Here is a 13,489-nt window from a genome sequence, read left to right on the forward strand (position 1 = left end):
ATCGGCGCCGGCATGGCCGCCATCGGCGTGGGTAACGTTTTCGGCTCGTTCCTTGAGAGCGCGCTCCGCAACCCCGCGGCCGCCGACGGCCAGCAGGGCCGCCTGTTCATCGGCTTCGCGGCCGCCGAGCTTCTCGGTCTGCTCGCGTTCGTCGTTGCGATGATCCTGATCTTCGTCGCGTAACAACGATACTGAAACCTCCGCCCGGGGCGCGTTCCCGGGCGGCAGGATACGGATACAGGTGAAATGCCCCAGATTGCCCAGATAGCCGCAACCTATGCGTCGCAGATCTTCTGGCTGCTGCTGACCTTCGGCTTCGTCTTCGTTGTGATCGGTCTCGGCATGGTGCCGAAGGTCCAAGGAACGGTGGGCCTTCGCGACAAGCAGATTGCCGACGACCTCGCCGCCGCTGAACGTGCGCGTGCGGAAGCCAACGCGCGTGACGAAGCCTATCGGGTCAAGTCCGAGGCGAACCGTGCCGAGGCGCTCAAGATCACCCAGGCCGCAAAGGCCAAGGGCGCGGCAGAGTCCGAAAAGACGCTCGCCAAGGCCGACGCGGAAATCGCCGAGCATGTCAGCGCCGCCGAGGCGCGCATCAAGGCGGCAACCGCCAAGGCGATGTCGGACGTCGAAGCCGTGGCCGCCGAAGCCACGCAGGAAATGGTCGCCAAGCTTTCGGGCGCCAAGGTAACCTCGGCCCAGGCGGCCAATGCAGTGAAGGCAGCGCTTGCAAATGTCTGAGACGGCAACAAACGGATCGGCCGAAGTGGCTGCCAACCTCACTGCGGCGGAACATGGTCAGGGCGAAGCGCTCGAACACACCGCGACCACCGAGGCACATGGCGGTGCTGCGGCACATGCCGAACCTACCGCGTTCTTCATGGACGCGACGGGCTGGGTTTCGCTCGCGGTCGCCGTCTTCTTCGGCATCCTCATCTGGAAGAAGGTGCCCGCCCTAATCGGCGCAGGGCTCGACAAAAAGATCGCCGAAATCCGGCAGAATCTCGACGAGGCCAAGAAGCTCCGCGCCGAGGCCGAAGCGCTGCGTGCGGAATATGAAGCCAAGGTGAAGGCCGCAGAGGCTGAGGCCGTGACGATGCGCGAGCATGCCGAGGCCGAAGCCAAGCAGATCCTCGTCGATGCGAAGGAGCACGCCAAGGATCTCACCGCCCGTCGCACCCAGATGGCCGAGGACAAGATTGCGGCCGCCGAGCGTGCCGCGATCGCCGAGGTTCGCGCCAAGGCCGTCGAAGCGGCCGCCAACGCCGCGGCCGCGCTGATCGCCGAAGGGCACAGTGCTACGCAGGACAAGGCGCTGGTCGATCAGACCATCGCGGGTCTGGGCACGCGCCTCAACTGACCGGGCGCATCATCGCGAAACACGAAGCGGGCAGCCAATGGCTGCCCGTTTTCGTTTGTGGTGCGGAATCTCCGAAATGAGGCGGTCGGCGGACGTGAATGTGCATGAGCATGAGCAGTTGCCCATCGGGGGCGTGGCCGATTAATACGGGCCCCCAACCCGAATTAGGGAGGTAAGATCATGGGCGTCGTCGGGCTGGACCATGTGAATATCAGGACCCTAGACGTTGCTGCCTCAGCGAAGTTCTATGAGGAGGTGTTGGGGCTCACCTACCAGCAAGGGCCGGCCATCATGGGGGGCCATGCACATTGGCTCTATGACGACGACGGCAATGCCCTGATCCACTTCAGGGTGATGGAGCCGGGAGCGACCCACTCCGGCGCGATAGACCATGTCGCGCTTCGTTGCCGGGACCGGGCGCGCGTAAAGGCCCGGCTTGACGAACTGGAGATCGAATATACCGAGGCAGACAACCTCGTTCCGGGCGTTGTCCAGATTTTCTTCCCTGATCCGCACGGCGTCATGCTCGAACTGAATTTTGCAGACGGCTGACAACCTTAATCCGGAAAGTTGAAAGTCCTTTTCGTGGGTTTCGTGCGGCACTGGTCGAGACCGGACATCGCATCACCCCGGCTTGCGGAAGCGGTAGACGAACTGGTCGGTCCTGCCCTTGATCGAGGCGTCGAACACGTTTGCCGTGTGCGGGTCGGCGGGGTTACGCAGCAGGTTGAGCTCGCCGTCGAATCTGAAGCCGGCCTTTTCGATTTCGGCGCGCGCGGCGGCGGGGTCGATGCGATGAAGCTTGTCGGGCACCGCGAAGTCCGGGTCGGCTGCAGCGACATGGTCGACCACCAGCAGCACGCCGCCGGGCTTGAGCGTGTCATAAAGCCGCCTGGCGACGGTCTCTGCAAAGCCTTTGGGTGCAAACGCCAGATGCAGATCATGCCAGTTCTGGACGGTGATCACCGCGTCGAGCGGCTCGGGGAAGCTGAAGCTCGCGAGTGAATCGCTGCTCGGCGTGACATTGTCATGGCCCGCGACCGCGGCCTTCTGCTCCTCGGCATAGGCAGCGCGATAGTCGATGAACTGCTTTGCCTGATAGCCATAGACATGTCCCTTGTCGCCCACCGTCTTCGCAAGGATGCGCGTCCAGTATCCGCCGCCCATCATGAAATCGGCGACCTTGTCGCCCGGCTTGATGCCTGCGAAGGCGAGGATCTCGCCGGGATGGCGCGCGGCATCGCGCACCTTGTCGTCGGCCGGCCGGCCGGCGTCCGCGAGCGCCGCCTGAATCTCGGGCGAAGCGTTCTGCGCTTTTGCCGCGATCGGATGGGCAAGGGCGAGTGCGGCGACGATGGGAACGATCATGAGCTTCATGGGAATTCTCCCTGCGCTTGAGACGGTCGCGTGCCTTAGTAGCGAAGCATGATCCGCCGTGCGAGTGCCGGTGACATCGAGTGGACGAGCTTCAGAACCTTGGTCTGGCCGATACAGGCTTCTTCCTGACCGCGCGCGATCGCGGTCACGATCGCCTGCGCGCAATCCTTCGCGCTCATCTTGTTGCTGCCGCGCCCCGCGGTCATCGCGGTGTCGACCATCGGCGGCAGCGCCTCGATCACGGTTATGCCCGTGTCGCGCATCTGGTGGCGCAGCGTCTGCGTGAAGCTTCTGAGCCCTGCCTTGGTGGCGCAGTAAAAGGGGCCGTCGCCGCGCGGCGCGATCGCCAGCCCGGAGGTCACGTTCACGATGGTCGCCTTGGGGCGCGCGCGCAGGCCGTCGAGCAGCTTCAGGATCAGGTGCACCGGTGCGTGAAGGTTGAGAAAGAATGTGCGATCGATCGAGGCGAGATCCACCTCCGCGCCGATCTTCGACACTTCGGACGCGCCGGCATTGTTGACCAGAATATCGATCGGACGGTCACCGAGCGCCGCCACCAGCGCCTCGCAGCCCTCGGCCGAGGACAGGTCGGCCTTGATTGCCTCAAGCCCTTCTCCGCGCGCGGCCGCCAGCCTTTCATCGTTGCGGCCGCAGATGATGACGGTGGCGCCGCTCGCTTTCAGAAGCCGCGCGGTCCAGAGCCCGATGCCGTCCGTGCCGCCCGTTACCAGCGCCGTCTTGCCCGCAATATCCATTGCCGCTCTCCCATGTCGTTGTTGTTATGCGGCAGGAGTGTCTGTCATTCTCGCCGTACCCGTCAACTTTGGCAGCATCGTCGCAAGCCCGCTGGCGCGATGCGGCGATCATGCCTAAATCGCGATCATGTCCGTTCCATCCGCGCCCGACCGTTTCAATGAGGAAAAAGCCACCTATGCGGTGAAAGGCGCCGACAAGCCTGATCTTGATGCGGGTGTGGCGGCGATCCGTAACGTGCTCAAGACGCTGCCGACGCGGCCGGGCGTGTACCGGATGCACGATGCGCGCGGCGACGTGCTCTATGTCGGCAAGGCGCGTTCGCTCAAAAGCCGCGTCACCAACTATACGCAGGTCAATCGACTTCCCAAGCGGCTCCAGCGCATGGTGGCGCAGACGCGGTCGATGACCATCGTTACGACCAACAATGAGGCCGAGGCGCTGCTGCTCGAGGCGCAGCTCATCAAGCGCTACCGGCCCGCCTACAATGTGCTGCTGCGCGACGACAAGAGTTTCCCCTTCATCCTGCTGCGCGCTGACCACGCCTTTCCGCGCATCCAGAAGCATCGCGGCGCGCGCAAGTACAAGGGCGAGTATTACGGCCCCTTCGCCAGCGCGGGGGAGGTGGGGCGGACGCTCAACGCGCTGCAGAAGCTGTTCCTGCTCAGAAGCTGCACCGACAGCTTCTTCAACAATCGCGACCGGCCCTGCCTGCTCTACCAGATCAAACGCTGCTCGGCGCCGTGCGTCGACCGGATCGACGCGGCGGCCTATGCGGAACTGGTGGGCGACGCCAAGGACTTTCTCACGGGCAAGTCGACACGCGTCCAGGCCAAGCTCGGCAAGGCGATGGAGCAGGCGAGCACCAACCTCGATTTCGAGATGGCCGCGGTCTATCGCGACCGCCTGAAGGCGTTGACCTTCATCCAGGGCAGTCAGGCGGTGAATGCCGAGGGTGTGGGCGATGCCGACATTTTTGCGCTCGCCAGCAAGTCCGGCGTGATGTGCATCCAGGCCTTTTTCATCCGCGGCGGGCAGAACTGGGGCCATCGCAGCTTCTTCCCCGCACATACTGCCGACGTGCCCGAAGACGAAGTTCTCGCCAGCTTCCTGATGCAGTTCTACGAAGACGTGCCACCGCCCAAGACGATCCTCGTCGATCGTGCGCTTGCCGAGGCCGAGCTGCTTCAGGAGGCCCTGACCGAACGGGCGGGGAGCAAGGTTGCGCTCTCGGTTCCGCAGCGCGGTGACCGCGTACGGCTGATCAAACAGGCCAGTCGCAACGCCGAAGAAGCGCTCGACCGGCACCAGGCCGAAAGCACGACGCAGGCGAAGATCTTCCGCGAAATGGCGGAGCTGTTCGAGCTCGAAGGGCCGCCCGACCGGATCGAGATCTACGACAACAGCCATATCCAGGGCACCAATGCGGTTGGCGCGATGGTCGTCGCGGGCCCGGAGGGCTTTCGCAAAGGGGCATATCGCAAGTTCAACATCAGGCGCGCCGAAACCGTCCCCGGCGACGACTTCGCGATGATGCGCGAGGTGATGGAGCGTCGCTTCGGTCGCGCCCAGCGCGAAGATCCTGATCGTGAGGGCAAGGAATGGCCCGCCCTGATGCTGATCGACGGAGGCAAGGGACAGGTGAGCGCGGTGAAGGCGGTGCTCGACGAACTCGGGATCGAGGACGTGCCCTTTATCGGCGTGTCCAAGGGGCCTGATCGCAACGCGGGACGCGAGACCTTCCACTTTCCCGACGGCCGTGAATTCACCTTGCCCGTCAACGCGCCGGTGATGTTCCACCTCCAGCGGTTGCGCGACGAAGCGCATCGCTTCGCGATCGGCGCGCACCGGCAGAAACGGGCAAAGGCGATCGGCGTCAGCTCGCTCGACGAGGTTCCCGGCATCGGCCCCGCGCGCAAGAAGGCGCTGCTGATGCATTTCGGCACTGCGCGCGCGGTGAAGAATGCCGCGCTCGAGGATCTGCAAAAGGCGCCCGGCGTGTCGAAGGCGATGGCGCAGAGCATTTTCGATTATTTCCACGGGGGATAAGCGCGGATTTATCCTTTCCTTCACCATGACGGGCTAACCCGGAAGGATGCAGACGCGCGTCCTCCTGACCGTCGACACCGAGCTCGCCTGGCGCCACCATGCCGCGGGCTTGCCGCTGGCGCAGGTTTTCGAGCGTTCAATCGAGCCTGCGGGCGTCGGTCTCGGCTATCAGCTCTCGGTGCTGCGTGAACATGGATTGAAGGCCTGCTTTTTCGTCGACCCGATGCCCGCAACGGTGTTCGGACTGGACGTGGTCAAGCGCATCGTCGCTCCGATCCTCGAGGCGGGGCAGGAGGTGCAGCTTCACCTGCATCCGAACTGGGTGGGTGCCGAAGCCGACGACGGGGGCAGGGCGCATGCCCGGTTCGAACTGATCGACTATTCGGAGGAAGCGCAGCGCGCGCTCATCGTCGAAGCGGCCGAGTGGCTGGTCAAGGCGGGGGCGCCCGCACCGATCGCGTTCCGCGCGGGCAGCTATTCGGCCAACGACACGACCCTGCGCGTGCTGGCGGGGCTCGGCTTCCGCTACGACAGCAGCCATAACGGCTCCGAAAGCCCATGGCCGAGCGCGATCAGCCTCGCACGCACCCAGATCGCGCCCGTCACCTACCGGGGCGTGGTGGAGCTTCCGGTCACGCTGATCGAGGATCGCGAGGGGCGCCTGCGCCATTGCCAGATCTGCGCGCTGTCCAGCGCCGAAATCGCGGCCGCGATCGACCATGCGATCGACAACGGCCACGCGATATTGACGATCGTCAGCCACAGCTTCGAGCTCGCCACGCGAAATGGCCTGCGGGTGAATTCGCTGGTACGCCGCCGCTTCGACAGGCTTTGCGAGCAGCTGGCCGCCAACGCGGACCGCGCGCCGACCAGCTTTTTCAGCGATCTCGACGGCCTCGATATCCATGCGGATGCCAGGCCGGTCCCGCCGAGGCTGTTTCGCACGCTCGGCCGGATGGGCGAGCAGCTTGTGTCCAACCTCGTCTATGAGCGCCGGCTGTGACTCTCGCCGCGCTCCTGCCACTGCGTTTCACGATCGGCGCACGAACGCTCTTCACGGTACGACGGCGGCTGGTGCGTGTGGGCTGCACCCTCGATGACGCGCTGGCGGAGGCGCCGCCGCGTCTGCCCGTGTGCGAGGGTGAAGGCTATCTCGTCACGTCGATGCCCGAGCGCCATCTCGATGCCGTGCGCGCCGCATTTTCAGGTGAGATTGCGCTCGTGCGCCAGCGCTACAGCCGCCGCTTTGCGGCGCTTTCGGGCGATTTCGAAGCCTATTTTGCGGGGCTTTCGTCCAACACGCGCTCCGCGCTTCGTCGCAAGGCGAAAAAGCTCGCTGCTGCAGCGCGGATCGAGGTCATCGGCTATCGCACGCCCGACGAGATCGCCGCGTTTCATGCGCTTGCGCTGCCGCTTTCGCGCAAGACCTATCAGGACCGGCTGCTGGGCGCCGGTCTTCCCGTCGACGCATCCGATATGCTCGAACGCGCGGCCGGGGATCGCGTGCGTGCCTGGCTGCTATTCGCCGACGGGCGTCCGATCGCCTATCTCCATACGCCGGCCGAGGGCGACACGCTGATCTACGCGCATCTCGGCTACGATCCCGAATGGGCAGACTATTCGCCCGGCGCGGTGCTCCAGTGTGAGGCAATGAAGGCGATTTTCGCCGAGGGGCGCTTTGCTCGCTTCGACTTCACCGAGGGCGACGGACAGCACAAGCGCCAGTTCGCAACCGACGCTGTCGCGTGCGTGGACCTGTTGCTGCTCCGACCGGGTGTTGGCAACCGCCTGCTCGTGGCGGCGCTGACGGGCTTCGACCGGCTCGTGGCGCTGGCGAAGCGGACCATCCCCTCGAATTTTGCCCGCCGCCTCAAACGATAGTATCGCCCCCCTCGATGCATATCGAGGCTGAGGCGATCATCTGTGCGGTCCGCGCACATGGCGAGCATGGTGCGATCGTGCGCGCCATGACCGCAGAGCATGGCCTGTTGTCGGGCTATGTGCGCGGCGGCCATTCGCGGCGGCTGCGGCCCGTGCTGATTCCGGCGAACGTCGTGATGGCCGGGTTCCGCGCACGGACCGAGGAACAACTCGCCGGGCTGACCGTCGAGCTCGTCCACAGTCGCGCGCCCTTGATGGGTGAGCCGCTGGCCGCGGCCGCGCTCGACTGGGCGACCGCGCTTACGGCATCGACCTTGCCCGAGGCGCAGCCCTATCCCCACCTCCACACCGCACTGGACGGCGTGCTCGGGGCGATCGAGGCGGCGCCCGCGGCGCGCGGCTGGGCGGTGGCGCTGGTGCGCTACGAATTGCTGCTGCTCGCCGAAATGGGCTTCGGGCTCGATCTCGAGCGCTGCGCGGTCACCGACAGCAGCGAGGAACTTGTCTGGGTCAGTCCCAAAAGCGGGCGCGCGGTGAGCGCGGTCGCCGGGCAGGACTATGCCGACAAGCTGCTCCGTTTTCCGCGTTTCCTGAGCGAAGGGGGCGAGGCCGACTGGGATGCCATTTTCGATGGACTGAGGCTGACCGGGCACTTCCTGTCGCGCGATATCCTCATCGACCGCCGTGCGGATGTGGCGGCCGCCCGCGAGCGGCTTGTCGAAAGGCTCAAAAGGGCGGTTGCGTGAACCGATCCCACCGGGCAAGGGCATTTCGTTTCAAGAAAGGGAGACCCAATGCTCGTTGCCTTGCTACCCGGAGACGGAATCGGTCCTGAAATTATCGCGGCGACCATGCGCGTGCTCGAGGCGGCCGGCGTGTCGGGGCTCACCTTCGAGGAAGCGCCTGTGGGCGGCGCCGCTTACAAGGCCAAGGGGCATCCGCTGCCCCCTGAGACGCTCGAACTGGCAAGGCGCGCCGATGCGATCCTGTTCGGAGCGGTGGGCGATCCGGCGTGCGATGCGCTCGAACGCCATCTGCGCCCCGAACAGGCAATCCTCGGGTTGCGCAAGGAGCTGGAGCTGTTCGCCAATCTCCGCCCGGCAAAGCTGTTTCCCGAGCTCGCCGACGCGTCGGCGCTGCGCCCCGAGGTAGCGACCGCGATCGACCTCGTGATCGTCCGCGAGACCAATGGCGACGTCTATTTCGGCGAAAAGGGCCATCGCAAGACCGCCGACGGGCTGCGCGAGGGCTATGACGTGATGTCGTACAACGAGGCCGAGGTGGCGCGGATCGCGCGGGTCGGTTTCGAGACCGCGCGCGCACGCCGCGGCAAGCTCTGCTCGGTCGACAAGGCCAATGTGCTCGAGACCTCGCAGCTCTGGCGCGACGTGGTGATCGAGGTGTCCGCCGACTATCCCGATGTCGAGCTCAGCCACATGTATGTCGACAATGCCGCGATGCAGCTCGTGCGCAATCCTGGCCAGTTCGACGTCATCGTCACGGGCAATCTGTTCGGCGACATCCTCTCCGACCAGGCCTCGATGTGCGCAGGCTCGATCGGAATGCTGCCCTCTGCCACGCTCAACAGCGCCAACAAGGGGCTGTTCGAGCCGATCCACGGCAGCGCGCCAGACATTGCCGGACAGGACAAGGCCAATCCGCTCGCAACGGTCCTGTCGGCGGCGATGATGCTGCGCTATTCGCTGGGCAAGCCCGACGATGCCGACCGCATCGAAGCGGCGGTGGCCAGGGCTCTGGCGAGCGGCGCGCGCAGCGCCGATCTCGGCGGGACGATGGGCACCGTTGCGATGGGCGATGCCGTGATCGCAGCCTTGTAGGAAACCCGATGCCCTATTCGCTCCAGGCGCTGGAAGAAGCCGCCGCGCTCGTCCACGCGGTGATGCCGCCGACCCCGCAATATGCGTGGCCGCTGCTTGCAGAACGCACGGGCTGCGACGTCTGGGTGAAGCATGAGAACCATACCCCTACGGGTGCCTTCAAGGCGCGGGGCGCGATCACCTTCATGGACTGGTTGCGTCGCGAACATCCCGAGGCCACGGGCATCATCACCGCGACGCGCGGCAATCACGGGCAGGCGCAGGCCTTTGCCGCGAAACGCGCGGGGCTGACCGCGACGATCCTCGTGCCCCGCGGCAATTCGGTCGAGAAGAATGCCGCGATGCGCGCGTTCGGCGCCGAGCTGATCGAGCATGGCGAGGATTTCGACGAAGCGCGCGAGGAGGCGCAACGCCGCGCTGCCGACGGCAAGTGGTTCATGGTGCCGCCCTTCCACGACGCGCTGGCGCTGGGCGTGGCGAGCTATGCGCTGGAGCTGTTCCGCGCCGCGCCGCCGCTCGATACGGTCTATGTGCCGATCGGCTGCGGATCGGGCATTTGCGGCACGATCGCCGCGCGCAACGCGCTCGGGCTCGACACCAAGGTGGTTGGCGTCGTTTCGACCGGCGCGCAGGCGGCGAAACTGTCCTTCGAGGCAGGCGAGCTGATCGAGACCAATGGCGCGCATAGTTTTGCCGATGGCGTCGCGGTCCGCGTACCCGTGCGGGCGGCGTTCGACATCTATGCGAAGGGCGCCGACCGCATCGTCGCGGTGCCTGACGCGGCGATTGCCGAGGCCACGCGCATCTACTGGCAGGACACGCACAATCTGGCCGAGGGCGCGGGCGCTTGTCCGCTCGCGGCGCTGATCCAGGAGGCCGATCGAATGCGTGGGAGTTCCGTCGGCGTGATCCTGTCCGGCGGCAATATCGACACTCGGCACGTCGCGACCATCATGGCCGGCGGCACGCCATTGACCTGAAATTCCACCAGACCGAAAAGAACCACACGATGAAGAAAAAGACCGGCCAGGATCGTTCGATCACGCAGAACTGGCGCCCCGCGACGCAGGCGATCCGCGGCGGCACCGCGCGCTCCGAATATGGCGAGACCTCGGAAGCGATCTTCCTCACTTCGGGCTATGCCTATGACTGCGCGGGCGACGCCGCGGCGCGCTTCGCGGGCGAACAGCAGGGCATGACCTATAGCCGCCTGCAGAACCCCACGGTCGAGATGCTCGAACAGCGCATCGCGCTGCTGGAAGGTGCCGAGGCCGCGCGCTGCCAGGCATCGGGCATGGCAGCGATGACCGCGGCGTTGCTCTGCCAGCTTTCGCAGGGCGACCACGTCGTCGCGGGCCGCGCGGCCTTCGGGTCGTGCCGCTGGCTGACCGACACGCTGATGCCGCGCTTCGGGATCACCACGACCATCATCGACGCGCGCGACAATGATGCGTGGAAAGACGCGATCCGGCCGAACACCAAGGTCTTCTTCTTCGAGACGCCGGCCAATCCGACGATGGATATCGTCGATCTCAAGGCGGTGTGCGGCATCGCGCGGGATGCGGGCATCACGAGCGTGGTCGACAACGCCTTTGCCACGCCCGCGCTCCAGCGGCCGATGGATTTCGGCGCAGACGTCGTCGCCTATTCGGCGACCAAGATGATGGACGGGCAGGGGCGTGTACTCGCGGGTGCCGTCTGCGGCAGCGATGAATTCATCAACAACACGCTGCTGCCCTTTACGCGCAACACCGGGCCGACGCTGTCGGCGTTCAACGCCTGGGTCGTGCTCAAGGGGATCGAGACGCTCGACCTCCGCATTCGTCGCCAGAGCGAGAATGCGCTGATCGTCGCGCGCTTCCTCGAACAGCGCGTGCCGCGGGTGCTTTACCCGGCGCTCGAAAGCCATCCCCAGCACAATCTGGCGATGTCGCAGATGGACGCAGCAGGACCGATCTTCTCGATCTATCTCGACGGCGGCCGCAAGCAGGCGCATGCTCTGCTCGACGCGCTGAAGCTCGTCGACATATCGAACAATATCGGGGACAGCCGCTCGCTGATGACACACCCTGCATCCACCACGCATGCCGGCCTTTCAGAGGATGTGCGGCTCGACATGGGAGTCACCGAGGGGATGTTGCGCCTCAATGTCGGCCTTGAGGACCCGCAGGACCTGATCGAGGATTTCGATCAGGCGCTGCGATCCGCGGGTCTTTAGGGGCCGAGGTGAAGGGCCTGTTCAGCTATGCCGAGACGACGCGCACGATCACCGTGCGCGTTTCGGTCAGCTATCTGCCCGAGCAGTCCGAACCCGATCGCGGCCGGTGGTTCTGGGCCTATCATATCCGGATCGAGAATGAGGGGGCGAGTGCGGTCCAGCTCATCAACCGCCACTGGGTGATTACCGATGGGCGCGGTGCGCGCCATTCGGTTGAGGGTGAGGGCGTGGTCGGCGAGCAGCCGATGATCGCGCCGGGCGAGTCGTACGACTATGTCTCGGGCTGCCCGCTCTCGACGCCGACGGGCCAGATGCAGGGCAGCTACCACATGGTGTGCGAGGATGGATCGGCTTTCGACGTCAAGATACCGCGCTTTCCGCTGATCGCGCCGGTCAACGCGCAATGAGCGCTCTCGACTTCGCGCTGCGGCGGCGGCATTAGGGCGCTGCCATGAAGCGTACGCATCTCCCCCTGAACGGTCTCCGCGTGCTCGACGCCGCCGCGCGCCATCTGAGCTTCACGCGCGCCGCTGACGAACTGGCGGTGACGCCGGCCGCTGTCGGCCAGCAGATCCGCGCCCTTGAGGATACGCTTGGCGTCGTGCTCTTCCGCCGCACCGCCAAGGGGCTTGAACTGACGCCCGAGGGCGAGGCGGGGCTCGACGCGCTGCGTGCGGGGTTCCTCCAGTTCGAGGAATCGGTGCGCGCCATGCAGGCGGGGCAATCCTCCAAGTCGCTCACCATCGCGGCACCGCGCGACTTCACCGCGAAGTGGCTGGCGAAGCGTCTTGCCGATTATGGCCGCTCCGATGGCGAACTGCGTTTCGCCCTGATCTCGAGCGAGAGCGATCTCGATTTCACCGAAGCCAATCTCGATCTCGCGATCCGGCTGTCCGAGGGCCCCGGCGAGAATGAGGGGATCAAGCTGGCCGATGGCGCCTTCGTGACTATAGCTGCGCCCGACGGCGCCGCGGATACCCGGATCGCATGGCCGGGCTGCCCCGCCGATGAGGACAGCGTTTCGCTGCGCGTAGCCGATGCCGGACTTGCCATAGATGCGGCGGCCAGTGGTTTCGGGCGCACCTGCGTCCCCCATTTGCTCGCTGCATCGGACATCGCTGCGGGCCGAGTGCGCGTTGTCGAGGACGAACTCCCGTCGCCGCTTGCCTATTGGCTGATCGCGCCATTGCCGCAATGGCGGCAGAAGAAGGTCAAGGCGCTGGTCGAAGCGCTGACGCGCTGATGCTGCCGACATTGCGAACCGAACGGCTGGTCCTCAGGCCGCTGGTCGAGGGCGATGCCGAGGCGATGCATATCGCCATGTCCGACGTCGACCTGATGCACTGGTGGTCGAGCGCCCCGCACAGGACGCTTGAGCGTACGCGCGAATATGTCGCGGCGAACGCTGCGGAGGGCGCCTGGCTCACCTGGGCGATCACCGAGGATGGCGGAGAGGCGCTGGGCTGGGTCGTCCTCGGCGAGCACCGCGAGGGCATTCGCGAGCTCGGCTATATCCTGCGCCGCGATCGCTGGGGCCGCGGCTATGCGCATGAAGCGGCGAGCGCCGTGCTCGACCACGCCTTCGGCGCGATGAAGCTGCGCCGCGTCTTCGCCGACGTCGATCCGGAGAATGCCGCTTCGGTAGGGTTGCTGAAACGGCTCGGATTCCGTCAGGAGGGTCATCTGCGTGCCGAATGGGAAACGCATATCGGCATCCGCGACAGCCTGATCTTCGGGCTGCTCAGGGACGAGTGGCGATGAACGAGCCGGGCCATTTCAAAATTCACGCCATCGTCGGCCGCGCGCGGAGGCTGGGGTTCATTCTCGCGATGGCGGGCTTTGCGCTCGCTGTCGCCGGCAAGCGCAATCCCGACATGCCCGCGCTCAAATGGGTCGCGCTCGGCGTCATCCTCTTCGGCGTGACGCTGCTGCTCGCGGCGATCACGCATCGGATGGCGTTCCAGAAGCTCGATCTGCTTGCCGAAGAGGAAAAACGGCGCGACGCCGAATAGG

The 13,489-nt window shown here is 65.5% G+C and carries 17 protein-coding genes; 15 read left to right on the forward strand and 2 right to left on the reverse strand.

Annotated features, from left to right (window positions below; all coding sequences use genetic code 11):
- From MKI88_RS00005 to MKI88_RS00020, 4 genes are all read left to right on the forward strand, one after another.
- On the forward strand, window positions 1-183 hold a 183-nt coding region (locus MKI88_RS00005; protein WP_241628075.1), incomplete at its 5' end, for a F0F1 ATP synthase subunit C.
- Between the two features lie 63 nt (window positions 184-246).
- Window positions 247-741: an ATPase gene (locus MKI88_RS00010; protein ID WP_241628077.1), complete on the forward strand. Its 495-nt coding sequence runs from the start codon at window positions 247-249 to the stop codon at window positions 739-741.
- Window positions 734-1,360, forward strand: coding sequence for a F0F1 ATP synthase subunit B (locus tag MKI88_RS00015; protein WP_241628079.1), 627 nt, complete (start codon window positions 734-736; stop codon window positions 1,358-1,360). The genes MKI88_RS00010 and MKI88_RS00015 overlap by 8 nt, the downstream gene beginning before the upstream one ends.
- Window positions 1,361-1,540: 180 nt before the next feature.
- Window positions 1,541-1,912, forward strand: coding sequence for a VOC family protein (locus MKI88_RS00020; RefSeq protein ID WP_241628080.1), 372 nt, complete (start codon window positions 1,541-1,543; stop codon window positions 1,910-1,912).
- 72 nt (window positions 1,913-1,984) lie between these two features.
- On the opposite strand, the gene MKI88_RS00025 is transcribed toward MKI88_RS00020, so the two are convergent.
- Both MKI88_RS00025 and MKI88_RS00030 read right to left on the reverse strand, forming a co-directional pair.
- Window positions 1,985-2,737 (reverse strand): class I SAM-dependent methyltransferase, encoded by a 753-nt coding sequence (locus MKI88_RS00025; protein WP_241628082.1) that lies wholly within the window; start codon window positions 2,735-2,737, stop codon window positions 1,985-1,987.
- Window positions 2,738-2,772: 35 nt separating this feature from the next.
- Entirely contained in the window at window positions 2,773-3,492 is a 720-nt protein-coding gene (locus MKI88_RS00030; protein ID WP_241628090.1) for an SDR family oxidoreductase, read from the reverse strand.
- 127 nt (window positions 3,493-3,619) lie between these two features.
- Between MKI88_RS00030 and uvrC the strand changes: the two genes are divergently transcribed.
- Genes uvrC through MKI88_RS00085 form a run of 11 tightly spaced genes read left to right on the forward strand, consistent with a single transcriptional unit; the run spans window position 3,620 to window position 13,488 of the window.
- Window positions 3,620-5,539, forward strand: a complete 1,920-nt coding sequence (gene uvrC / locus MKI88_RS00035) for an excinuclease ABC subunit UvrC (protein ID WP_241628092.1) — start codon at window positions 3,620-3,622, stop codon at window positions 5,537-5,539.
- 46 nt (window positions 5,540-5,585) lie between these two features.
- Window positions 5,586-6,542 carry a polysaccharide deacetylase gene (locus MKI88_RS00040; protein ID WP_241628094.1) on the forward strand — a complete coding sequence of 319 codons (957 nt, stop codon included), beginning with the start codon at window positions 5,586-5,588 and terminating at the stop codon, window positions 6,540-6,542.
- Complete coding sequence (locus MKI88_RS00045; RefSeq protein ID WP_241628096.1) at window positions 6,539-7,420, forward strand: GNAT family N-acetyltransferase; 882 nt, start codon at window positions 6,539-6,541, stop codon at window positions 7,418-7,420. Before MKI88_RS00040 ends, MKI88_RS00045 begins: the two co-directional genes overlap by 4 nt.
- A gap of 14 nt (window positions 7,421-7,434) precedes the next feature.
- Complete coding sequence (gene recO / locus MKI88_RS00050; RefSeq protein WP_241628104.1) at window positions 7,435-8,166, forward strand: DNA repair protein RecO; 732 nt, start codon at window positions 7,435-7,437, stop codon at window positions 8,164-8,166.
- Between the two features lie 48 nt (window positions 8,167-8,214).
- Window positions 8,215-9,258, forward strand: coding sequence for a 3-isopropylmalate dehydrogenase (gene leuB, locus MKI88_RS00055; protein ID WP_241628106.1), 1,044 nt, complete (start codon window positions 8,215-8,217; stop codon window positions 9,256-9,258).
- A gap of 8 nt (window positions 9,259-9,266) precedes the next feature.
- Window positions 9,267-10,238, forward strand: coding sequence for a threonine dehydratase (locus MKI88_RS00060; RefSeq protein ID WP_241628108.1), 972 nt, complete (start codon window positions 9,267-9,269; stop codon window positions 10,236-10,238).
- A 29-nt stretch (window positions 10,239-10,267) separates the two neighbouring features.
- Window positions 10,268-11,476, forward strand: a complete 1,209-nt coding sequence (locus MKI88_RS00065) for a PLP-dependent aspartate aminotransferase family protein (protein ID WP_241628110.1) — start codon at window positions 10,268-10,270, stop codon at window positions 11,474-11,476.
- 8 nt (window positions 11,477-11,484) lie between these two features.
- Window positions 11,485-11,883, forward strand: a complete 399-nt coding sequence (apaG, locus tag MKI88_RS00070) for a Co2+/Mg2+ efflux protein ApaG (RefSeq protein WP_241628112.1) — start codon at window positions 11,485-11,487, stop codon at window positions 11,881-11,883.
- A gap of 44 nt (window positions 11,884-11,927) precedes the next feature.
- Window positions 11,928-12,719, forward strand: coding sequence for a LysR family transcriptional regulator (locus tag MKI88_RS00075; protein WP_241628114.1), 792 nt, complete (start codon window positions 11,928-11,930; stop codon window positions 12,717-12,719).
- On the forward strand, window positions 12,719-13,237 hold the full coding sequence (locus MKI88_RS00080; RefSeq protein ID WP_241628116.1) for a GNAT family N-acetyltransferase: 519 nt from the start codon (window positions 12,719-12,721) through the stop codon (window positions 13,235-13,237). Before MKI88_RS00075 ends, MKI88_RS00080 begins: the two co-directional genes overlap by 1 nt.
- The gene (locus MKI88_RS00085) at window positions 13,234-13,488 is read left to right on the forward strand and encodes a hypothetical protein (RefSeq protein ID WP_241628118.1); all 255 of its coding nucleotides are present in this window, start codon (window positions 13,234-13,236) and stop codon (window positions 13,486-13,488) included. The genes MKI88_RS00080 and MKI88_RS00085 overlap by 4 nt, the downstream gene beginning before the upstream one ends.
- Window position 13,489 lies beyond the last annotated feature (1 nt).

Origin of the sequence: Sphingomonas sp. LaA6.9 (genome assembly GCF_022601895.1) — a bacterium.
Classification (GTDB): Bacteria; Pseudomonadota; Alphaproteobacteria; order Sphingomonadales; family Sphingomonadaceae; genus Sphingobium_A.